The organism is Fundicoccus ignavus, assembly GCF_009659375.1.
Taxonomy (GTDB): Bacteria; Bacillota; Bacilli; order Lactobacillales; family Aerococcaceae; genus Fundicoccus; species Fundicoccus ignavus.
In genome coordinates, this window is record NZ_WJQT01000001.1 from 389,497 (window position 1) to 410,440 (window position 20,944).

Sequence of the window (20,944 nt, forward strand, 5' to 3'; positions counted from 1 at the left end):
GCAGGTTTTAAATACAACGACCTAACGAGTCGTCTCTTTATTCACCCACAAAAGATTTGAATCCTATGTGGGCACGCTAAATCAATGCATCACATAGTACCGAGGTAATAATAAAGCTGCATCTAATAAGCTATTAATTTGTAATAAAGATAGACGATTCATATAGGTTGCTCCTTTGCTCTTATTTGTTTCACAGTATATGATGCTGAAAATTAAAAAGCAAGCATTTTGTCTCATCTTTTTCTAATTTATTTTTTATTTTAGTATTTTGGCTGTTTAAAAAGGTCCACTAATCAACAAAATACGCCTCAAAATAATGAGACGTATTCTTTTAATTTACTATTCAATTCTCATTTATACTTCTTTCAAAAGGTCAAGACGATCAAATATAATTTTCACTTCATAGTTGCCAATTTGTTCATGAATCTTTTGTTCAATTTGCATAAACAATGCATCGTCTGTCAACTGAGGATTATCTGGCAACACGATATCAAATAAAATGGTTTGATGTTCGACCTTGAAATCATGAAATTTCAAGTTAAAGTCTTTAAGAATGGCTTTCACCTGACGATAGATTGCTGTATCATGTTCGTTTTGAATCGCAATCGGATCAAGGTGACAAACTAATTCCACACCCAGCTTATGTTTAAAATCCTCTTCGATACAATCAATCAAATGATGGGCGCGTGTCAAATTCCAACTATCATCAATTTCAATATGAATCGTCGCAAACGTCTGATTTGGCCCGTAACTATGCACCAATAAATCGTGATAACCCACGATATTATCATATTGATCTAAAAGATCTTTCATTTGACGAATCTCAACTTTTGAAGGTCGTTTCCCCAATAAATCATCAATCGAATCGCGGATCGCTTGAATACCACTATAAATGATAAATAAAGATAATAAACCTCCAGCATAGCCGTCAATTTGCCAGCCAGTCCAAGTTTCTACTAAAGATGACACTAGCACCATTGTCGTAATATAAACATCATTAATACTATCTTGTGCAGAGTTTTGTAGTGTATTCGATTGAATTTCTTTAGCCATTTTACGATAAAATTGCCCTTGCAATACTTTGATAACAATTGACACAATCAATAAAACGAAAACGAGTGCTGAAGTATTTAATGGAGTCGGATGCATTATTTGATTGAATGATGATGATAGAAATTGTAAGCCGACATAGATAATAATAATCGAAATGATCAAACCACTAATATACTCTGAGCGTTCGTGTCCAAAGGGATGTTCTTTATCGGCCGGCTTAGATGCTGCTCTAAATCCAAATAACGTAATGACAGAAGACGCAGAATCACCAAGGTTGTTCATCGCATCAGTCACAATCGAGATACTCCCTGACATTAAACCAGCGATTAGCTTAATCACAAACAAAAATAAGTTACTGACGAGCCCTACTCTACCTGAAAGTATCCCAACTCGCTGTCGTCGTTCTTCTTTATTGTTAGCATTTGTCATTTGGTTGATAAATTTATTAAACATAATTCGCCTCACTTTTACTTCTCAAAGAAATTGTTGGAATCAGTTAAAATTGGTTTAATGTAATCCGCAGTATAACTGCAGCATACCTTAATTCTAACATTAATCCTAATACAATGAATAAAATCAATGCAAAATAGCTTACCATATTTCGTCGTGATGATAAAGACTTAACTACTTAAAAGAATATTTAATCTTAATAAAGAAGCCTCGGACAAGGTCCGAGGTTTCCTCAGTTGATTAGTTCCTAATTTTTGATTATCCGCATAAAACATTTAATAGCATTGGACATTATAATTCTATCCACGTTTGACTTTTTTTCATACTTTAAACCACTTTTAATCATGTTTTATCGCTCGTTATAGATATTATCAACTATAAATGTAACATGCCTAATATTCGAAGATTGACTTTATCTGCGTCATTTTAAAATTGTAAATTATATAATAAGGTTGGAACATCCTAAACGGCCCTCGTTTTTGACGCGATGGGCTTTCTGGGGTACTTCGAAACGTCGCTCAGATAACGAGGGGTTTTTTCAACTTTTTTATCCATACATTGCAAAAAAACGCCTCGAACTGTCATATTTTGTCCGAAGCGTGATTTTATTAATAAGCTGTTTCTAAATTCTTTGAAAAGCGTGATAATCCGTAACATATTATAAAGTATAGAACTGCCATTGCTAAGTAAATTGGCAAGACAGCTTGCGTATTCTGACTGTAAATAACCTTTGCGTGATGCGTTAAATCTGGTAAAGCAATCATGGTCGCAAGTGAACTATCCTTGATTAGCGAAATAAACTGACTCACCAAAGCCGGAAGCATCGTTTTGATCGCTTGTGGCAACACAATTTCTCCGTAAATTTGCATTGTATTAAGACCAGTAGATTGCCCTGCTTCAATCTGTCCTTTCGGGACACTTTTAAGGCCTGCCCGAACAATTTCCGAAATCATCGCAGATTCAAAAACGGTTAAAGCAGCAATTGCTGCCCAGAAAACGTTCAATCGAATACCAATTTGTGGCAAGGCAAAATATGCGATAAATATGTGCAGCATTAGTGGTAAGTTTCGGATGATATCGATCGTCAAAGTCAAAACGTTATGAATAATCGGCACTTTAATATGACGCAGTACACCTAATACAATACCCAAAATAAAGCTAAAGCTGATAGCTACTAGCGCAACTTGCACTGTCACCCATAGACCTTCCAGAAGGAATCTGATATTAATCCAAGTGTAAGCTTCTAACAGTCTCATTGTTGATTAGCTCCTTTCTTGAACTTTTCTTGCGCCACTCCAATTGAGATAACTTTAAACTAAAACGCTTTGGCTGATAACCCCAAGCTAAACGCATTTCTAAATAACGCATTAAATATGACAATGGTAACGTTAAACTTAAATACATCAAGCCGATTAATAAATAGGTATCAAGCGTTTGAAACGTATTACTTGCGATTAAATCGCCGTGATACATTAAGTCACCAGCAGCTACTACCGCTAATATTGAACTATTCTTAATTAAATCCACAAATTGATTACCAAGCGCTGGCAATACTACACGGAAAGCTTGAGGCAGTATAATTTCTCGCATTATCTCAGATTCACGTAGACCCGTTGATTGCCCAGCTTCCTTCTGCCCTTTTGGAATACTTAATAAACCTGTTCGAATCGTTTCCGCAATAAAAGCTGTTGTGTACAAGATTAAGCCCAAGACTCCCGCCGTAAAACCATTAATTGGGATGAAATATAATGGAACGACAATAAAGAAAAACATTGCCACGACTAACAAGGGAATATTCTTGAAAAATTCGACATAAATAGTCGCTAGTTTTCTTAACCAGCTGTATTTCGATAATTGCCCAATCGCAAGTAAAGTCCCAAACAATAAGCTGAAAATTAAAGTGATGATACTTGCGCCAAGTGTAACAACTAGGCCTGCCTGTAAATCAGTCATAAATTTAATCATTAATTGATTCATTTCGCAATTCCTTTCTTAGCCCTTTAACTAGGGAATCCATTTTGCATAAATCTGCTCATACGTTCCATTTTCATGGATACGAATTAAAGCTTGATTAATCGCTTCTAAAAACTCTTCCTGTCCATGATTAACCGCAATACCATAGGGTTCTTCAGTAAAGTTCTCTCCCACCAATTTATATCCACCAGGTTGTTGCGCTAAAATCCCCATCAAAATAACATCTTCAGCAGTCATGGCGACACCTTGATTAGATTCCAATGCTGTAAAAGCTTCTGCATAATTTTCTAACTCAATAATATTTGCATCAGGTTTAATTTTGCGTAAGCTATCCGCTAATATCGTACCTTTTACCGCTAATACCACATCGTTGGGTCCAAGATCATCCAAACTTGTTATCGTACTATCTTCAGGAACTAATAAGGTTTGCCCGGCATTGAAATAAACATCCGAAAAATGCACCACTTTTTTACGCTCTTCAGTGATTGACATCGTTGCGATAATCGCATCAATATTGCCATTCTTCAACATCGGTACCCGACTCTTCGAATTAACCTCAACGAATTTAGCATTCGCTTCATCGCCGGTCAACTCATGTGTAATAGCCTTGGCTATATCCACATCAAAGCCTTCAATCTCACCATTTGCGATATTATAATAACCAAACAAATTGGTGTCGATAGGGACTCCCCAGTAGATGATTTGTTCTTCCGCTTCAATATTAGCTCTGCTAAATATAATCGATACTGCAATAAGCAAACTCAATAGCAATAAGACTACTAGACTGAATACTTTTTTCATAGGCCACCCTCTTAATAAGCAACAATTTGACTAACAAATTGTTGAGCTCTTTGATTAAAGGGTTTCTCGAAAAATTCACGACTAGGTCGATCCTCTTTAACTTGCCCTTGATCCATAAACACGACACGATTCGCTACCGTACGAGCAAATCCCATTTCGTGCGTTACGATAATCATAGTCATTCCCTCTTGAGCTAAGGAACGCATAACATCCAACACCTCACCAATTGTTTCTGGATCTAGGGCTGAAGTTGGCTCGTCAAACAACAGAACATCGGGTCTCATCGCAAGACTCCGCGCTATCGCAATTCTTTGTTGTTGCCCACCAGATAGTTGATGTGGATAACTATCGCGTTTATCGGCTAATTGAACTTTCGTTAATAATTTTATGGCTTCAATTTCGGCTTCCGCTCGAGATTTCCCTAAAACCTTCATCGGCGCTAGAATTATATTCTCCAACACCGTTTTATGAGGATAGAGATGGAAATGTTGAAATACCATCCCAATCCTATGTTTCATTTCTTTGGGTTCGGCCACAATATCCTCATCTAAACGAATGGCTAATTGTCCTTCATTAATCGACTCCAGGCCATTAATACAACGTAACATTGTACTCTTACCAGAGCCCGATGGACCAATCACCACTACTACTTCACCCTTGTTAAAACGCAAATTTAAATTCTTCAAGGCATGAAAATCACCATAAAACTTATTAACATTCACAAATTCAATCATTGGGCTCTCTCCTTTTTGTTATGATACAGAAGTTTAATTCCCCCTCTGTTATAAAACAGATAATACTAGATTATTAAATGAAAGGCAAGTCTTTTTAAGAATTTGATTAGAATATTTTTTCACTCTAGCTCTCATTACTTGAACTACGAGAGTTGACATCTCTTCCTTACGTTCCTAGCGGAGCTCATTATGATGGTTTTCCAAGGCGCCTCCGTCTTGAAAAATAATTAGCTGAGTGAAGTATTAATCACGTTAAATCAACATAAAACATATAGAACCTTATACAATAAAAAAACGAAGTTTTATGGCTATTATGAACCACAAACTTCGCAACGATTATTGCCTATTTAATTTTATTGGTCACTGCTTAAATTTCTACATAAGTAAATTTATTGCCGTGATTTAAAACAAGCTGCTCTAAACCAGAAGGCGATAGCCACACTGTTGCGGTGTTATCATTCGGATGAATCCCCACCTTATCGAAAGTCTGTAGCTCACTGTCTAGAACCACTTCAACTTTACAAGCCTTATCATTTAAGATGCCCAATGGTGTCACCGCACCTTTATCAAGTTTCAACAATTCATGCAAACTTGCTTCAGAAGCAAAACTCAAAGGACGGCTGTCTAACTTAGTACGTAATTCTTTCAGATTCACTCGCTTGTCTTTCACTACTGAAACTAAAAAGAAGCGTTTCTTTTTATCATCACGTACGAATATATTTTTGACTACTTGGTCTAAATTTGCCAATTCTAACTGTTCCATTTCTTCAATCGTATAAACCGCTGGATGTTCGACTAAAATATACGCAATCTGTTGATCATCTAATAACCTCAATGTCTCTTGCCTCATATTATCCACTCTTTCAATAAATACTCTAACTGACGCCGCTCCAATTGCACGAAATATTAACCAATCTACATTAACACTAAACACTTAATCGGTTAATATTCTAAAATTATTTCCTGAAAAATCTGCTTCAAAACGGAAATCTTCTCTTTCTCCATAGACGTTGGACCATAGCAGTCCTGATTCAGATTGTTCGCCAAAGTCCAACCAAACTTGAGTCTCACGATTTTCATCCAATGCGTGATTTCCCTCTTTCAAAAAGGACATCATCTGTGCATAGAAATCGGTAATCCCTTGAATTGGCACCTTTTCCAATGCTAAGTCGCCAGATAAGACCGTTGGTTTGTAGGGTTCACCTTTCTTCCAGCCAGAAAAAAGAATGCTGGTGCCATTGTACCGATAGTTGTCATAGTAAGTAGGTTGGTCAGGATCTTGAACAATCCCCCTAATATAATCATTTGATAAATAAAGGCTGATAAATTTAACCGGTTTGCCTGAAAAATCATCGGACAATTCATCGAACACATTTTCCAGCTTGTCTTTATCTTCTAGCAGCGTTGATTTTTTCCCAATATAACCGGAGCTCTCTCCACCCATTCTAAACGTCTCGTAATAACGAATTTGCCCAGTCGCAAATAAATAGACAATCCCGAACGCGATCATCGCTAACACAAATTTAAGTAAGAAACGCTTCAAAAAAACACCCCTTTGCCAGAATATTATCAGTTATACATCTTACTAACAGTATACTTGAATGATAATTTAGCTACAAAGAAAATAGCCTTTCAAACGATTACGCTTAAAGACTGCTAATTGTGATGGTGCAAATTGTTTAATTTATACAAGCTTTTAGAGCATTCTATCAGAAAAAATGGCCGGTCCGAGGCCTTTAAATTCCGTTTAACAGTTTTAAATTGATTATATCGCTTTACTTTTATTGTAATACTTAACGTCGCTCAGCGACTTGTTTTCCATAGCGGTATAAAGGGCAATCCAACTCTACTAACAGAATAGTTTGTTCTGACTATCGATAAAGAAAGCAAATTAGTCAGAGCCTAGCCGATTGAGCTGGAACAGCCCTCACAACAGTGAGGCTTTGAAAGCGACCACCGCCTTGCAAAACAATAAGCTGAACGAAGTACAAAGCTGATAAATCAACATAAAACTTATAAACCCTTATAGTATAAAAAATAGAGCACCTTATCTTCGGTTCGTTCCGAAAATAAGACACTCTATTAGGTACTGAATATTAAATTATATAAACACAACTTTTGAATGATCACTCTTTATTTAAAACGTATGCATCATAAGATGGTAGTTCTCTAAAATGATAGAACTCTTCCATTATCATCGCATATTCATTGATATCGTCCACTTCAAAGTCTAAAACCTCAAAAGTCTGGAACAACCTATTAAATACTGCAATCAGGAATGCTCGATATAGAGTTTCGTCACCGCGGTAGCCTAAATAAGAAATAAAAGCTTGTCCCTCGACTTCTTCTATGCAACAAAAATAGAGTTGCTCATCTATTTTATAATAATAAGAATGAGTAAGTGAAAGTTTTTCGCACATTATTTGAAAACATTCTTCAACAGTTAATTGTGAACTCAGTGGATTAACTATTTCGTGTGTCTCTTGATAAATAGCTACAATCAATTTCTTTAACGCTAAGAATAAACCAGCATCAGCTTCTTTAAATGTATGAATTTGTATTTCTAAATTATTTTGATTACTTTCTAAAAATTCACTGGCTTCAATTGAAAATTCCCAACAGCGTCTTTTCCGTTCAAAATTACTGCTTAATAACAAGCTACTCAACTCATCATTATTAGACATAATACTTGTTTGTAGTGAGCGTTGTTTTTGATTGTAAACAGCCTCTAACAACTCTATATAAACTTTCTGATTAGGGATCAAACTATTTTCAAATGAAATATACAGATTATTAGGATGAAAATAATTTTCCCATGTCGTTAATTTCCCTAAAAGCTCACCCGAAAGTTCATTTACAGCAAGCCAATCGCCATTATCTGTCGCTCTAATTTCCAATTTCATTCCCCTTTAAAATCAATTTTAAACTCAATATTATAGCACATCATGAGGCATTAAGATTCAATTATATAAACTCAATTATTGGTTAAGCATTTGACCATTTACTCCTGGATATAAGTCGCATCAAATTCAGGGATGTCTTCAGGTTCACAGACAAAACGTTCGACTTTCATCGTCAGTTGATATTTTTCTCGTAATTTAATAATTTCTTCCATCATCTCTGATTGGTGATGTTGATCAAGCGCGGTCTGATTTTCCCAACTATCAATTAGCAGAATCGTTTCTGATTGATTCAATGGGATAAAATAATCATAACGTAAATTGCCAGGTTGCTGTCGTATCCGTTCAACTAAATTTAATTCAAGCATTTCACTGGCAAATTCTTGAGCCTTCCCCGCTAGACCAGTGTAATAAATATTTAAAATAATCATGTAATAACTCCTTAATGTTGATTAGTATTTTGGCTAATTAAGCACTTGGTGGTGATGATAAAACGCTTTGACTTTCGGATTAATCAATAGTGGTTGGTGTACTTGATGCAAACTAACGCCCGGTCGACTATTGCCTTCGAGTAATTGAATGCCCTGATCTGTCACCACTACATCCCAGCCCACATATTTAATTTGATGGCGCTGATTTATATAGTTGGCAACATCCAATAAATTAGTTTGAATGTCCGGCCAATGCGGCACCTGTTGTCCAGTCAATAGTTTCCCCGTATTCGGATGGCGTTCAAACCAATTAACGATGCCTTCGTGGGGAATCATGGCCGCCTTGCCGAGTTGCCCCGTCTCTAAATCAATCGCAACACTCAAGCCTCTTCTACTGAAATTATCGGTCGGCGCTGAAAGGCGTGTCCCCACTCTAAAGACTGCGGCCGCAATAAAAGCTTTGTCTGTCTGTGGATCGATCATCGTCAGAATTCGAATCGTATTCAAGCTATCGCTGAAAAGCTCATTCGCAAACTGCCCCTGTTGAATAAATTCCGAAATAAAATAATTGTCTAAACCGCTAATATATTCCCGAAAAGCCTGCAAGGTCATGTGCTGACTATTGCGTTTGATGACACCATTATTCCATGAAATCAGTCCAACACCCCGACCTTCTGCACCGGCGATTGGTTTGATGACTAATTTCAAGTCAGGATTCTCTTCCAAATACTCAAGCAAACTTTCAGTGTCATGAAATAATGTTGTCCGTGTACTTATTTTCCCTTCATTAATCGTCGCAAAGGTCTTCGGTAGTCCAATCCGTCCTTCCAACATATCAACAAATACCACTTTATTATTCAAATAATAAGCCCCATCTTGATTAATGGTACCTGTTTTCAAAATCTGGCTATCGGATAGATAGTGGGTATAATTTTTAGAGGTCAAGCCGTAAAGAATCATCGACTCATTCATAAAACCTTTGGTTAAATAGTAGTATTTCTTCACACCTTTAATCGACTGATGCCGTTGTTTATTATTGATTAAAAGGGCCACAGGAATTAATAATTTTCTCATTACCTTTCCTGATTCCACCATACTTAACACCCTTCCTTTCACAAACACTGGCAAAATACCCATACAAATCATTCTGTCCTTTAGTAATTTTTCTTAGTCTCTTTCTTTCTAAAGAATGACAAGCTCCCAAATCCACTAATGATGGCCATATAGAAACCTAAATCGTACCACCAACCCGTGTTGAGTGTCTCATATACACGCAACTGATTGTTGAATATTCCCATAATCAAAGAAACTGGCGCAAGCCAACCGTGCCAAATCCCCCAGAAAAAACCGGCGCGATTCTCATCAGTATAACTACCATCACCTGGCACACAACCACTCAGTAAGATCATCAGTAAACTAGCCAAGCAAACCAACATCAGCTGCTTTTTCTCTTTCATGAAGACACCTCTTTCTCTTTTGCTTTAAGTATAATATGTCATCAGTGAATTTGATAGGTTTATGAATTTGAGAAATATTAAGAATAGTATAAACTTTTCTCAGTTGAGGCTTATGGTTTTAGCTCTAGTATTTTGCATGTTATATTGACTATAAATAAGCTTATAGGAGGATTCATATGGCTAAAATTGCAACAGTCATTCATGACTTATTCGAAGATTCTGAATTCACTTCTCCCAAAGCAGCCTTGGAAGCTGCAGGTCACGAAGTCGTGACCATTGGATTAGAGGCTGGTTCGGAAGTTGTCGGTAAAAAAGGTGAAGCGAAAGTAATCATCGATCACGGGATTAATGAAGCTAAACCGGAAGATTATGATGCCCTACTGATTCCAGGTGGATACTCACCCGATAAGTTAAGGGCTAATGATCAAATGCTAGATTTCACTCGCCACTTTTCAAATGCTGAGAAACCCATTTTCTCAATCTGTCACGCACCCCAACTTTTAGTAAACGCCGATGTCCTGCGAGGGAAAGATATAACCTCTGTCAAGCAAGTCGCGGTTGACGTTAAAAATGCTGGAGCCAATTTCATCGACCAAGCGGTCGTGATCGATCCATCCGGCTTAATTTCGTCTCGTACACCTGATGACTTACCTGAATTTAATCAAGCAATCGTCGCAGCACTGAAATAAAAAATTAGATAGAAAGACGCACTCCTATGGTCGGGCAATAGTCGGTTTAATTACCTAAACTTATTGGCGATATCCTTACGGGGTTCGCCTTTTTTATTTGAGAAGTATTCGGTGCTAGCGGGAATTCTGATATATTAGATTTTATTGTTAGCATATTAACTATTTGTATCGCTATATTGATAATTATGCATTCAATGTTTAAACTCGGAGTTTGAGTTTGATGATTGACCCCTTCAATGTTTAAACTCAGTTGCTGAGTTTTAACATTGAATTACATTCTGTCAGTTCAAAAATAGAATGACTTCTTTTTTCAAAAGAAGTCGCCCTTTTATGGTCTTTTAAAAACAAGTATCCCTTACGATTCCTTTTAAAATTAAAATTTCAAGTTCGTGTCCAGTAATTATCATTATATTCACAATTCGTATCACTATATTGATTATCTTGAGTTCTAACGTGCCAACTCAAAGTTTGAGTCGACACATTAACATATCCAATGTGTCGACTCATTTCGCCAGTTGGCACATTAGATACTAATTTCCAAATTCCAGGCAAACTTTTAAGTTTTTAGCCACTATTTTAGGTTCAATTTTAATATTTACAGCCGAAAATCAACCGAATTTCTTCAATTTTTTCTAACGTGCCAACTCAAAATTTGAGTCGACACATTAACATATCCAATGTGTCGACTCATTTCGCCAGTTGGCACATTAGATACTGATTTCCAAATTCCAGGCAAACTTTTAAGTTTTTAGCCACTATTTTAGGTTCAATTTTAATATTTACAGCTGAAAATCAACCGAATTTCTTCAATTTTTTTCTAACGTGCCAACTCGAATTTCCAGTCGACACATTAACATATCCAATGTGTCGACTCATTTCGCCAGTTGGCGCGTTGAATCCATATGCCCAACTTCTTAATCAATAACCACCTACCCCACCTCAATTTTCAATCCCCCATCGCTTATAACTTAAAAAGCCACCCACTTACGGCAGCGCAAGTTGGGTGGTCATATTTTGGTAGTGTTATAGTTCTTGTCCGTTAGTCGCAATCACTTGTTTGTACCAGTTAAATGACTTTTTCTTCGTACGGTTTAAGGTTCCGTCTCCCGCATCATTGCGGTCTACGTAAACAAAGCCATAACGTTTCGACATTTCACCAGTCGAAGCTGATACCAAATCAATTGGCGCCCAAGTCGTGTAGCCCATTAAGTCCACACCGTCTAATTCAACTGCATCCCTCATCGCACTAATATGGTCACGCAAGTAATTAATGCGGTAATCATCTTCAACGTAGCCGTTCTCATCTGGTCGATCAATGGCTCCTAAGCCATTTTCCACAACGAAAAGTGGCTTTTGGTAGCGATCGTAAATTTCATTCATTGTGGTACGGAAACCTAATGGATCAATCGGCCATCCCCATTCGCTTACTTCTAGATAAGGATTTTTCTTGCCCACAATGATGTTTCCAGAGGCATCCTCATGTGATTGAAGGTTATCCGGATGGGCCGACATATTCGATGTATAGTAAGAGAAGGTAATGTAATCAACCGTATTCTCTTTCAATAATTCTTTATCGCCATCTTCAAACGGAATCACAATCCCTTCACGCTCAAATGCTTTCAAAGCGTATGCTGGATAAGCACCACGCGCTTGTACATCCACAAAGAAATAGTTGTTACGGTTATCTTGTTGGGCTTGTAAAACATCTTTAGGATTAGGTGATGCTGGATAGAATGTTCCCGCTGCTAACATACTCCCCACTTGGATAGCTGGGTCGATTTCATGCGCAATTTTTGTTGCTGAAGCGCTCGCGATTAACTCATGATGAATGGCTGAATATTTCGCTTGTTTTTCGTTTTCGCCTGGTTCAAAGGTTAATCCAGCCCCCATAAATGGCAGGTGTAGAATAATATTGATCTCATTAAAGGTAATCCAGTAACGAACCAAGCCTTTATAACGCGTGAACAAGGCACGCACTAAGTTCTCATAGAAGCCGACAACTTTACGATTCTTCCAACCACCATATTCTTTGATTAAGTGAATCGGCATATCAAAGTGAGTAATCGTCACTAAAGGCTCGATGTTATGCTTTTTCAATTCTTTAAAGACATTCTCATAAAACTGTAACCCTGCTTCATTGGGTTCAGCCTCGTCCCCCTTAGGAAAGATACGACTCCACGCAATACTCATACGGAAGACCTTGAAGCCCATCTCAGCATATAAGGCGATATCTTCTTTATAACGATGGTAGAAATCCACCCCCACTTGAGCTGGATAATGATGATCAGCGTCAAAATCTAAATGTAGCTTTTGACCTAAACCGATGGGAAAGCGATCTTCTCCATGCGGCATCACATCTACGTTAGCCAGTCCACGTCCACCTTCATTGTATCCACCTTCGTATTGATTAGCAGCTGTCGCGCCGCCCCATAGAAAATCTTTTGGAAAACTCATCATTTATTTCCTCCTATTTTGGATTAATTGTTATACAAGCTTGCACCGTTTGTTTCAATTACTTCTTTGTACCAACGGAAAGAGTGTTTCTTGTAACGATTTAAACTGCCTTGACCATTATCATCGCGGTCAACATAAATGAAGCCGTAACGTTTAGACATTTGCGCTGTCGACATTGAGACTAAATCAATCGGCCCCCAAGACGTGTAGCCCAGTAGCTCTACGCCATCCTCAATGGCTTCGCCGACTTGTTGCAAGTGAGCTTTTAAATAATCTATACGATAATCGTCGACGACTGTAAAACTGCCAGCTCCATCTGCGATTAATTCATCTTTCGCGCCTAGCCCGTTTTCGACGATAAATAAAGGCAACTGATAACGATCCCAGAAATCATTCAAGACTAAGCGCAAACCAATCGGATCAATTTGCCAACCCCATTCGGAAGCTTCTAAGTAAGGATTCGGAATCCCTCGGAAAATATTGCCCGCAGCCGTCTGGTAATTTTGTGGATTATGCGCTTGAACCAAGGAAACATAGTATGAGAATGAAATAAAATCTACCGTGTTCTCTTTCAAAATACGCGCATCCTGTTCACCAAATTTAATCTCGATGCCTGCTTCACGTAAATGGCGTTTTAAATAACCTGGATAAACGCCACGCGCATGAATATCGGTAAAGGCATAGTTTTCATTCATAAAGTCGCGCACCGCCAATTGGTCTTTAGGATCTGGCGTCATTGAATAAGTCGGCATCGAAATCACCATACAACCCACTTGCATGTCAGGATTAATTTCCTTGGCGATTTTCGTTGCTAAAGCCGAAGCTACTAATTGATGATGGGCTGCTTGCCACTTATCCGCCAAACTAACTTCAATTTCATCTTCGAAAATAGCGCCATTAGCCGGTGCGCTAATAATCGAATTGACTTCATTAAAGGTTAGCCAGTATTTAACCTTATTTTGGTAACGCTCAAAGACTGTTCTGGCGTACTTCTCAAAGAAAGCAATCACGTCTCGGTCAATCCATCCGCGGTATTTACGGGCTAAGTTTAACGGCGGTTCATAATGAGACAGTGTGACTAAGGGTTCCATGCCATGTTTGTGTAATTCGTCAAACAGGTCATCATAGAATTGTAGGCCTTCTTCATTCGGTTGCGCGCCATCACCATTCGGAAAGATGCGTGACCACGCGATTGAAATTCGAAAGACTTTAAACCCCATTTCTGCCATCAAAGCAATGTCTTCAGGGTAGCGATGGTAAAAATCGATGCCTTCCAATTTCAAGTTATCTTCAGTTGGCTCTGGTGTGGGTGCGCTCATTAAGCCGTTAGGCATTACATCTTGCACACTTAGGCCACGTCCCCCTTCATTGTAAGCTCCTTCTAACTGGTTAGCAGCTGTCGCGCCACCCCATAAGAAGTTGTCTGGAAATTTGGGTGTTGTCATTTATTTTGCCCCTTTCTAAGCAGTGTCCATTCTCTTGCTAGCAGTCGTTAACTAGATTAAACCGAAATGTTTAAAAGCATTGTATAAGCCGTCGTCTGAAACAGCATCTGTCACATAGTCCGCCATGGCTTTAATTTCCTCGCCACCATTGCCTACTGCCACCCCAACTGCAGCATATTCCAGCATCGGAATATCAACTTTCGCATCACCAATTGCTATCGTATAGTTAGGGTCTAGCTGATGGTGCGCTTCAAGAAACTCGAGTGCAGTTCGTTTATTAATACCGCCGCGCGCCACATCACCGAACAATGCATGCTCGCCTTTTCCACCCCAAGTATTAACTTGGAAACCTGTGAAATATTCAGTCGCATCCAAATAGTCTTGATAGGTGTTTAAAATGAAAGATATTTTGTTAACATCGTCTCTAACGGGCTCTGCTCCATAAATCATCTGCGGGAAACCATCATCCACCGAGAACGTTTCATCGGTCTTAACTCCCTTGCCCTCTACATAAAGACGCATTGTTTCTTTGCCGCGCTCTCTAAAGTTTTGCGAACCATACAAGCCAGAATTGGCCTCAACATAATATTCCAAATTTTTATCATGCAGCCAATTCACGATTTTCTGAACATCTTCAATCGGAATTGCTAGATGCATAAGTGCTTCGTTGTCCGCTTCGATATAATTTCCATTGCCCCCAATGTAGCCATCTAAGCCAATATCCAGAATTTCGTCGTACATTTCTGCCTTAGAGCGTCCCGTCACTGCATAGACTTTATGCCCATTTGCGCGTGCCTCTCGAATTGCTTGTACCGCCGATTCCGGTAAGTGGTTATTATAATCGACGAGCGTTCCATCCACATCGATAAATACATGCCAATTTTCTGTCATGAAATTGACTCCTTTCGCCTTCAGGTTTTCATAACTCTACGTTAACTTAAGTGCGGGAGCTTTTTCAATCAATAAGCGCATTTTCTTCACTTTGACACAGTAACAATAGGAATTCCCAGCTTTTTTGTGTACAATGAACACAAACCAATGGAATTTATGTGTATAGGAGGACCTATGTTAATTATCGAGCACTTAAAAGCAATGACCTTTTCCGATGCAGAAAATCAAATTGCAGACTACCTGATTAAACACCCGCATGAACTCGACCAGCTAACGACTCAAAACCTGGCTAATTTTACCCATACTAACCCTAACTCCGTCATTCGTTTAGCCAAGAAATTAGGCTTCGACGGTTGGACGAGTTTACGCACCGAATACCAGAAAGAATGGCAGTACTTAAACAGCCACTTCAACGTGATCGACGCCAACATTCCTTTCGACAACAAAGACGACGTCATCACGATTATGCACAAACTAGCCCAACTCGAACAAAATACGATATCAGATACCGTGAGTTTAGTTGAGCGTGATGCCCTAGTAAAGGCGCGAACGCTTTTGCTTGAAGCCAATCAAATTATTGTGTTCGCCTCTTTAACTAATGCTAATATCGCGACCGACTTTATAACAAAAATGCGCCGCATCGGCATGCCGGTAACCTTATCCAGCGAGTTTGATATTAGCGTCTACGAAGCTTACAATGCCAGCCCCGATACCTGTGGATTAATCATTTCTTATACGGGAGAAAATGCGACCTATATCCATTGCGGCAAATTCTTGAAAGAAAAAGGCGCTAAAATTTTGTCACTAACTAATATGGGCGATAACCAAATCGCCCGCATGAGTGACTGCAATCTTAGCATCACGACACGTGAACGACTCTATTCTAAAATCGGCAACTTCACTTCCAACACATCGATTATCTATTTGTTGGATTTACTTTATTCGGTAGTGTTTGCTGCCAATTACCAGAAAAACTTGGACCATTTGATTCAAATCGGGCAAGCCTATGATGGCAGAAAGACGACTAACGCCTTAATTGAAGAAGCCGGCAGCCTTGCAGGCAAGCCAGCTTATGAAGTGTTGGAGTAAATGATTCGGGTGTATTGGCTTTCTGGATAATTTGGTAAGCTTTATTCCGGAAAATCAGCTTATTCTGCAGATTTGGCCCCTCTTTTATCGAACGAGGGGCTTTTTAGCCCCTCGCTCAAATTACCTAACCAAACAAAACGAGAAACACCTGTAAATCATGTTCAGTGAGAAAATCTTGAATAGCTGATTTAGCTACTTGCAAAGCTTCATCTTTAGGATAACCATAAATGCCACTAGAAATTAAAGGAAAAGCGATACTTTCACACTGATGTTCAATCGCTAATTTCAATGCATTGGCATAAGCTTCGCGTAAAAAATGTTCGCTTTCTTCTGGGGTCCAGTCTGCATAAATGGGGCCCACTGCATGAATCACAAATTTTGCTGGCAACTGGAAACCAGGCGTTATCACCGCTCCACCCGTTCGGACTGGTGCCAATTTGTCACACTCTGCTTGAAGTTGTTGGGCACCCGCCGCACGAAAAATCGCACCACACACCCCGCCACCCATTTTCAATCCAATATTTGCAGCATTTACAATCGCATCAGTGTTCATCCTCACAATATCTTGTTGAATCATCGTAAACGGCATACAATCCCTCCTCAATTCGAATATCCTTCAATAAAAATGAATACTTCTTCTACCTAAAGCTTACCATAATGTGTAGAAGTATTTTGGAATAAGACTTTTTAAGCAATCAATTGACTAACGCTGTGATACACCAAAAAGATGGCGATGAGCGCAATGACTAGCGGTGTTAAGCTATCTGAAAAACGGCCAATCAACTGTTGAATATAGGCATATAAACGGTCGAACTGCTGATTAGCAAAGTGATACACCATAAACAAAGCAATTAAGGGCGCTGTATAGAGCACATTATAAATCACTAAAATCATCATCACGACCAGCGGGGATAAATTTTGAGAAAAAAACACAGCCAAGAACGCAAAGTAAGGTAGCGCCGTCACAAGTTCAGAAATGGCGGCCCCTCCCCCGATCATTACTAAAGCCGTCGGAGATACCGCACGAACTTTAACTAGGGCCGCACTCGTATCAGTTTGCTTAGGCTGAATCATTTGATACACAACAAAAGCATCTAAACCAAACGCCAACACCAACTCAATCGTCACCACAATCGGCTGATAATTCACCAACAAATAGTTAAACCCCTCGAACACCACATTAAATAAGCCAAAATACGCCAACACACCGCCAATCATATTCGCAACGCCCGTTGCGACAATATAAAACCAAATGTGCCATTTCTTCTTAACAAGCCCCTGCAAAACAAACTGCATGGATACACCAAGGGATTTAGACTGTCGACTAAACCTAAAGAAACTGTTGTCATTAATAAAGAAATCATTGTTTCCTCCGTAAAATAATATTTCCAAAAGCAAAAGAAAAAGCCTAGGAGCCCACAAAAATGTGGAACTCCTAGGCTTTTATCCTACCGTGTACCTAAACAATACTAGGCGTCTTCTCTCGGACCAGACAGAGTGAACTCTCGGAACCCTAGAAGACTTTGCTCTTGAATTCATTACATCCTATCAAAGTGCACACAAAGTTTCAAGTTTAAAGACTACCCAACTTTATTTAATATTAATCAATACCATCATTTCAATACTGTTGAAAGTATCGGTTCTTTGAAGCGATAAGACTAATAGCTCTAAAGAAACTTGTTCATTTTCAACTGTAAAGGTCGCATCTTCTACCGATAAGAATTTATCTTCAGAGTATTCTAAAATGGATAACTCACCTAGCACCTCATCAAATAGTTCCTCCAGGCTAGACTCAATCAAAGGCTCACCGAACTCATTGCGGACAGTTAACGTATAGTACTGCCCATCAAGTATTCGTTCGAGTTGATAGTTCTCATTATTTACACTAAAGATCAAATCGTCTAAAGTTTCATCAACGGGTTGATTTTCTGTGTAATTTAACATTTGAATGACCATTGTATCTGCCTCTCCCAACTCAAAGACAAGCTCTTCACGATTTAAATAGAAGTATTGCCCTTCTAATTGTTGGATATCCGTTTGAGAATACGTCAAGTTAAAACCAAAAGTCGGGTTAAAATCCGTGTAAAGATTGAAGTCTTCCGGCAAGAATGCCAGTTCATTTTGATAACCCATATTGTAAACATAGCTGGCGACATTGGTGATAATGATTCGCTCGCCTATGGGCACGTCCTGATTAGGTCTCAGCTCGTTTTCAACTAACAAATTATTTTCTTTTAGTTTTTGTTCAAACAATTTAAGCTGACTATGCTTACTTACTGTAAAGGCATCAATGGGCGGCATAATCGAAAGCAAGCTAAGTATCAAGAGAACTAACGCAATCGAGCCATGAAATTTTAGCTTCATAAAGCTATAAATCAGCCCAACAATCGTTGCGAACACACCAAACAGAATCACATAATAGCGACCATGAGTCAGCCCCATCTCATTGATTTTGATGATTGAAGCGACCGTCTGAAAAATCGCCATCGGTATCAATACTTTAGGAAAAATCTGTCTAAACAAAATAGTCCAGCGATTATCAATGTTAAAAGAGAGAATCAGCACAATCATTCCAATGACAGCGTAAGAAACCATTAAAGGCTCTAGTAAATTATCACTCCAAAATTCAGTGCCTATATTTAACAAAATATACGCAACCAAAATAAGTGTATAGACTGTCACGAGTGGAATCACAATGTAAGATAGGAGCACTTCAAAAAAGCGTGGTACTCGCAAGTGCTGTTTCATTGTATCGGATACTTGTATGTTTTCGGTTGGAAACTCTGGCGTTTGAGAAAGAAAGTATAACGGTGCGAAGAGGCATAGAATAATATTTAGCAAGTGACTTAATAGAGTTGAATTTAAATCGACTAGCAAATAATCGGTAGCGCTATAAATGGCACTAACACCTAAAGCTAGCACACTTGAATACAATGCAGTCACAAAGAAGGCTTTAAACGTCGAAAGAAAACTTTGGTGAAAAGCAATTGCCGCGTTATCAATTGAGGGTACCCAGATAAAGGCAACCATTAAGGCAAATAGTGTTACGATGCTTTTTGTTGAAATAGCCAGATTAAACTCAACTTGCGGGCCAATCATAAAGAAGTAAGCGATCGTTAACGCAATGCTAGCCGCTAGGATTCCGTAGCGAATAGTAACTGTCTGCTTCACCATATAAAAGCGTTCGTAAATCATTTGACCCACTAAACTTAAAGAGGCTCCAATCAGAAAAGTAAACAATAGACGCGTAAAATCTAATATCGTATTTTCAATCATTAAGGCATTTAAAACCATCACTGCCAACATGAACAAGACCGTTAGAGGAAATCGTTGGATCGAACGATTCATCTCTTTAAACGTCACTTTTAAAGACTCAATGAATTTCATTATTTTCACTCCTTTCGCCTTTACAATCCAATTATAATAATCAGTACCTGATAGAAGAGACAATATGATTTATTTAGTGTGGGGTGTCGGATCGTATTTTGGAAGGGGGTTCTTCTTGCTTTTATTATATCAAATCTTTGGACTGACAGATATATTTAGCAAAAAAATACCACACCAGTTTGACCAGTGTGGTTTGCTTTAATTAAAATGTTTCGCCACGTTTAGCAGCAATTCTTCCTGCTAAGAATGGAGATAAAATAGATGTAATCACAACACCTGTTAAAATAATAGCCGTTGCGGAAGTGACATAAGGTTGTAACTCTGGAATTGCCGCAGCAACAGCAGCAGGTGTCGAAGTCGAAACGCCTGCGATCGTTGAGATTGCAACTGCTGAGTAACCTTCACCTTTCAGTACTTTGGTTTCGAAAAGTAACATTACTGGCAGCGTCACAATGATAAAGAATACAGTCATCACGACACCAGGTAAACCTGATTTCATTGCTTCAATAAAGTCCATACCTTGTCCAAGTGTCCAACCTAACATCATCAATAATGCTGGCATACATTTAGAGAAGATCGCCGTGAAGCCTTCGTCAAGATTTCCTAAGATCATACCTAAGATTAGAGGTACGAATACAGAAATCACTGGCCACCAGTTAACGCCACCTAAACCACCTGAAAAGTAAACCGATAAGACAATTAACGGAACGATTGGTAACGCAATCAAACCAGCGAATGGATAAATCCCTGCGTCTCTTTCGCGTCCAAATGCGTTTAAAAGTGCTACGTAGACTGCCGGGTTAGTCGAAATAATTGTCGCAGTAAAGGCTAAACCTGAAATTCCCCAGATACCTTCTAAACCAAAGGCATATAAAAAGGCAACGGTCAGTATCAGTGATAACACTAATTTCACTAGAATTAAACTACCTTGGTAACGCATTAAATCTTTCAAATCATTTAATTTGATGGTCGTACCAGATGCAAAACACAGCATCCCAATTACAAAACCAGAGCCATCGGCTGATAAGAACGACTCGGTTACACCACCAATTCTAAAAAGATTTGGGAAAAACGTAAATAATATCATCGAAAGAATAAGCGGCACGATAAAATTCCCAGCTGGAATTTTATTCATAAATTTCATAATCATAACTTGATCTCCTGTCATCATAGTATTTTTGAATAACTT

Annotated in this window: 19 protein-coding genes, 1 pseudogene and 1 riboswitch; of the genes and pseudogenes, 2 read left to right on the top strand and 18 right to left on the bottom strand. The window is 38.6% G+C overall.

Annotation, left to right across the window (positions count from 1 at the left end):
- Positions 1 to 354 precede the first annotated feature (354 nt).
- The 11 genes and pseudogenes from GF867_RS01925 to GF867_RS01975 all read right to left on the bottom strand — a co-directional run bounded on the left by GF867_RS01925 (position 355) and on the right by GF867_RS01975 (position 9,800).
- Complete coding sequence (locus GF867_RS01925; protein WP_153831421.1) at positions 355 to 1,506, bottom strand: cation diffusion facilitator family transporter; 1,152 nt, start codon at positions 1,504 to 1,506, stop codon at positions 355 to 357.
- Positions 1,507 to 2,111: 605 nt separating this feature from the next.
- Complete coding sequence (locus GF867_RS01930; RefSeq protein ID WP_153831422.1) at positions 2,112 to 2,759, bottom strand: amino acid ABC transporter permease; 648 nt, start codon at positions 2,757 to 2,759, stop codon at positions 2,112 to 2,114.
- Between the two features lie 85 nt (positions 2,760 to 2,844).
- Positions 2,845 to 3,480, bottom strand: a pseudogene (locus GF867_RS01935) (amino acid ABC transporter permease); the annotation flags it as partial.
- 27 nt (positions 3,481 to 3,507) lie between these two features.
- Positions 3,508 to 4,278: a transporter substrate-binding domain-containing protein gene (locus tag GF867_RS01940; RefSeq protein ID WP_153831424.1), complete on the bottom strand. Its 771-nt coding sequence runs from the start codon at positions 4,276 to 4,278 to the stop codon at positions 3,508 to 3,510.
- Between the two features lie 11 nt (positions 4,279 to 4,289).
- Positions 4,290 to 5,012, bottom strand: a complete 723-nt coding sequence (locus GF867_RS01945) for an amino acid ABC transporter ATP-binding protein (RefSeq protein WP_153831425.1) — start codon at positions 5,010 to 5,012, stop codon at positions 4,290 to 4,292.
- Positions 5,013 to 5,379: 367 nt separating this feature from the next.
- Positions 5,380 to 5,862: a prolyl-tRNA synthetase associated domain-containing protein gene (locus tag GF867_RS01950; RefSeq protein WP_153831426.1), complete on the bottom strand. Its 483-nt coding sequence runs from the start codon at positions 5,860 to 5,862 to the stop codon at positions 5,380 to 5,382.
- An 84-nt stretch (positions 5,863 to 5,946) separates the two neighbouring features.
- Positions 5,947 to 6,555: a hypothetical protein gene (locus tag GF867_RS01955; protein WP_153831427.1), complete on the bottom strand. Its 609-nt coding sequence runs from the start codon at positions 6,553 to 6,555 to the stop codon at positions 5,947 to 5,949.
- Between the two features lie 583 nt (positions 6,556 to 7,138).
- Complete coding sequence (locus GF867_RS01960) at positions 7,139 to 7,909, bottom strand: hypothetical protein (RefSeq protein ID WP_153831428.1); 771 nt, start codon at positions 7,907 to 7,909, stop codon at positions 7,139 to 7,141.
- Between the two features lie 104 nt (positions 7,910 to 8,013).
- Positions 8,014 to 8,343 (bottom strand): putative quinol monooxygenase, encoded by a 330-nt coding sequence (locus tag GF867_RS01965; protein WP_153831429.1) that lies wholly within the window; start codon positions 8,341 to 8,343, stop codon positions 8,014 to 8,016.
- Positions 8,344 to 8,376: 33 nt separating this feature from the next.
- A complete protein-coding gene (locus GF867_RS01970) occupies positions 8,377 to 9,417 on the bottom strand; it encodes a sugar-transfer associated ATP-grasp domain-containing protein (RefSeq protein WP_172973927.1) in 1,041 nt (346 codons plus the stop codon).
- A gap of 80 nt (positions 9,418 to 9,497) precedes the next feature.
- A complete protein-coding gene (locus GF867_RS01975) occupies positions 9,498 to 9,800 on the bottom strand; it encodes a hypothetical protein (protein WP_153831431.1) in 303 nt (100 codons plus the stop codon).
- Between the two features lie 176 nt (positions 9,801 to 9,976).
- On the opposite strand from GF867_RS01975, the gene GF867_RS01980 reads away from it, so the two are divergent.
- Positions 9,977 to 10,489 carry a type 1 glutamine amidotransferase domain-containing protein gene (locus tag GF867_RS01980; protein ID WP_153831432.1) on the top strand — a complete coding sequence of 171 codons (513 nt, stop codon included), beginning with the start codon at positions 9,977 to 9,979 and terminating at the stop codon, positions 10,487 to 10,489.
- 1,023 nt (positions 10,490 to 11,512) lie between these two features.
- Here the strand turns inward: GF867_RS01980 and GF867_RS01985 are convergent.
- The 3 genes from GF867_RS01985 to GF867_RS01995 are packed head-to-tail and all read right to left on the bottom strand — an operon-like array spanning position 11,513 to position 15,279.
- The gene (locus tag GF867_RS01985) at positions 11,513 to 12,943 is read right to left on the bottom strand and encodes a 6-phospho-beta-glucosidase (RefSeq protein WP_153831466.1); all 1,431 of its coding nucleotides are present in this window, start codon (positions 12,941 to 12,943) and stop codon (positions 11,513 to 11,515) included.
- Between the two features lie 23 nt (positions 12,944 to 12,966).
- A complete protein-coding gene (locus tag GF867_RS01990; protein ID WP_153831433.1) occupies positions 12,967 to 14,388 on the bottom strand; it encodes a glycoside hydrolase family 1 protein in 1,422 nt (473 codons plus the stop codon).
- Between the two features lie 51 nt (positions 14,389 to 14,439).
- A complete protein-coding gene (locus tag GF867_RS01995; protein ID WP_153831434.1) occupies positions 14,440 to 15,279 on the bottom strand; it encodes an HAD family hydrolase in 840 nt (279 codons plus the stop codon).
- 174 nt (positions 15,280 to 15,453) lie between these two features.
- Here GF867_RS01995 and GF867_RS02000 point away from each other — a divergent pair, with 174 nt between their 5' ends.
- Complete coding sequence (locus GF867_RS02000) at positions 15,454 to 16,368, top strand: MurR/RpiR family transcriptional regulator (protein WP_153831435.1); 915 nt, start codon at positions 15,454 to 15,456, stop codon at positions 16,366 to 16,368.
- Between the two features lie 124 nt (positions 16,369 to 16,492).
- Here GF867_RS02000 and GF867_RS02005 read toward each other — a convergent pair whose 3' ends face one another.
- The 4 genes from GF867_RS02005 to GF867_RS02020 all read right to left on the bottom strand — a co-directional run bounded on the left by GF867_RS02005 (position 16,493) and on the right by GF867_RS02020 (position 20,905).
- Complete coding sequence (locus GF867_RS02005; protein ID WP_153831436.1) at positions 16,493 to 16,957, bottom strand: macro domain-containing protein; 465 nt, start codon at positions 16,955 to 16,957, stop codon at positions 16,493 to 16,495.
- A gap of 98 nt (positions 16,958 to 17,055) precedes the next feature.
- Positions 17,056 to 17,664 carry a GAP family protein gene (locus GF867_RS02010; protein ID WP_153831437.1) on the bottom strand — a complete coding sequence of 203 codons (609 nt, stop codon included), beginning with the start codon at positions 17,662 to 17,664 and terminating at the stop codon, positions 17,056 to 17,058.
- Between the two features lie 134 nt (positions 17,665 to 17,798).
- Positions 17,799 to 17,896, bottom strand: a riboswitch (guanidine-I (ykkC/yxkD leader).
- A 62-nt stretch (positions 17,897 to 17,958) separates the two neighbouring features.
- Entirely contained in the window at positions 17,959 to 19,755 is a 1,797-nt protein-coding gene (locus GF867_RS02015) for a DUF4153 domain-containing protein (protein WP_153831438.1), read from the bottom strand.
- A gap of 202 nt (positions 19,756 to 19,957) precedes the next feature.
- Positions 19,958 to 20,905 (bottom strand): 2-keto-3-deoxygluconate permease, encoded by a 948-nt coding sequence (locus tag GF867_RS02020; RefSeq protein ID WP_172973929.1) that lies wholly within the window; start codon positions 20,903 to 20,905, stop codon positions 19,958 to 19,960.
- Positions 20,906 to 20,944 lie beyond the last annotated feature (39 nt).

Bases quoted from the DNA above. Each gene is read 5' to 3' on its own strand.
- GF867_RS01925 (WP_153831421.1), bottom strand. From the start codon at position 1,506: ATGTTTAATAAATTTATCAACCAAATGACAAATGCTAACAATAAAGAA.
- GF867_RS01930 (WP_153831422.1), bottom strand. From the start codon at position 2,759: ATGAGACTGTTAGAAGCTTACACTTGGATTAATATCAGATTCCTTCTG.
- GF867_RS01940 (WP_153831424.1), bottom strand. From the start codon at position 4,278: ATGAAAAAAGTATTCAGTCTAGTAGTCTTATTGCTATTGAGTTTGCTT.
- GF867_RS01945 (WP_153831425.1), bottom strand. From the start codon at position 5,012: ATGATTGAATTTGTGAATGTTAATAAGTTTTATGGTGATTTTCATGCC.
- GF867_RS01950 (WP_153831426.1), bottom strand. From the start codon at position 5,862: ATGAGGCAAGAGACATTGAGGTTATTAGATGATCAACAGATTGCGTAT.
- GF867_RS01965 (WP_153831429.1), bottom strand. From the start codon at position 8,343: ATGATTATTTTAAATATTTATTACACTGGTCTAGCGGGGAAGGCTCAA.
- GF867_RS01970 (WP_172973927.1), bottom strand. From the start codon at position 9,417: ATGAGAAAATTATTAATTCCTGTGGCCCTTTTAATCAATAATAAACAA.
- GF867_RS01975 (WP_153831431.1), bottom strand. From the start codon at position 9,800: ATGAAAGAGAAAAAGCAGCTGATGTTGGTTTGCTTGGCTAGTTTACTG.
- GF867_RS01980 (WP_153831432.1), top strand. From the start codon at position 9,977: ATGGCTAAAATTGCAACAGTCATTCATGACTTATTCGAAGATTCTGAA.
- GF867_RS01985 (WP_153831466.1), bottom strand. From the start codon at position 12,943: ATGAGTTTTCCAAAAGATTTTCTATGGGGCGGCGCGACAGCTGCTAAT.
- GF867_RS01990 (WP_153831433.1), bottom strand. From the start codon at position 14,388: ATGACAACACCCAAATTTCCAGACAACTTCTTATGGGGTGGCGCGACA.
- GF867_RS01995 (WP_153831434.1), bottom strand. From the start codon at position 15,279: ATGACAGAAAATTGGCATGTATTTATCGATGTGGATGGAACGCTCGTC.
- GF867_RS02000 (WP_153831435.1), top strand. From the start codon at position 15,454: ATGTTAATTATCGAGCACTTAAAAGCAATGACCTTTTCCGATGCAGAA.
- GF867_RS02005 (WP_153831436.1), bottom strand. From the start codon at position 16,957: ATGCCGTTTACGATGATTCAACAAGATATTGTGAGGATGAACACTGAT.
- GF867_RS02010 (WP_153831437.1), bottom strand. From the start codon at position 17,664: ATGCAGTTTGTTTTGCAGGGGCTTGTTAAGAAGAAATGGCACATTTGG.
- GF867_RS02015 (WP_153831438.1), bottom strand. From the start codon at position 19,755: ATGAAATTCATTGAGTCTTTAAAAGTGACGTTTAAAGAGATGAATCGT.
- GF867_RS02020 (WP_172973929.1), bottom strand. From the start codon at position 20,905: ATGATTATGAAATTTATGAATAAAATTCCAGCTGGGAATTTTATCGTG.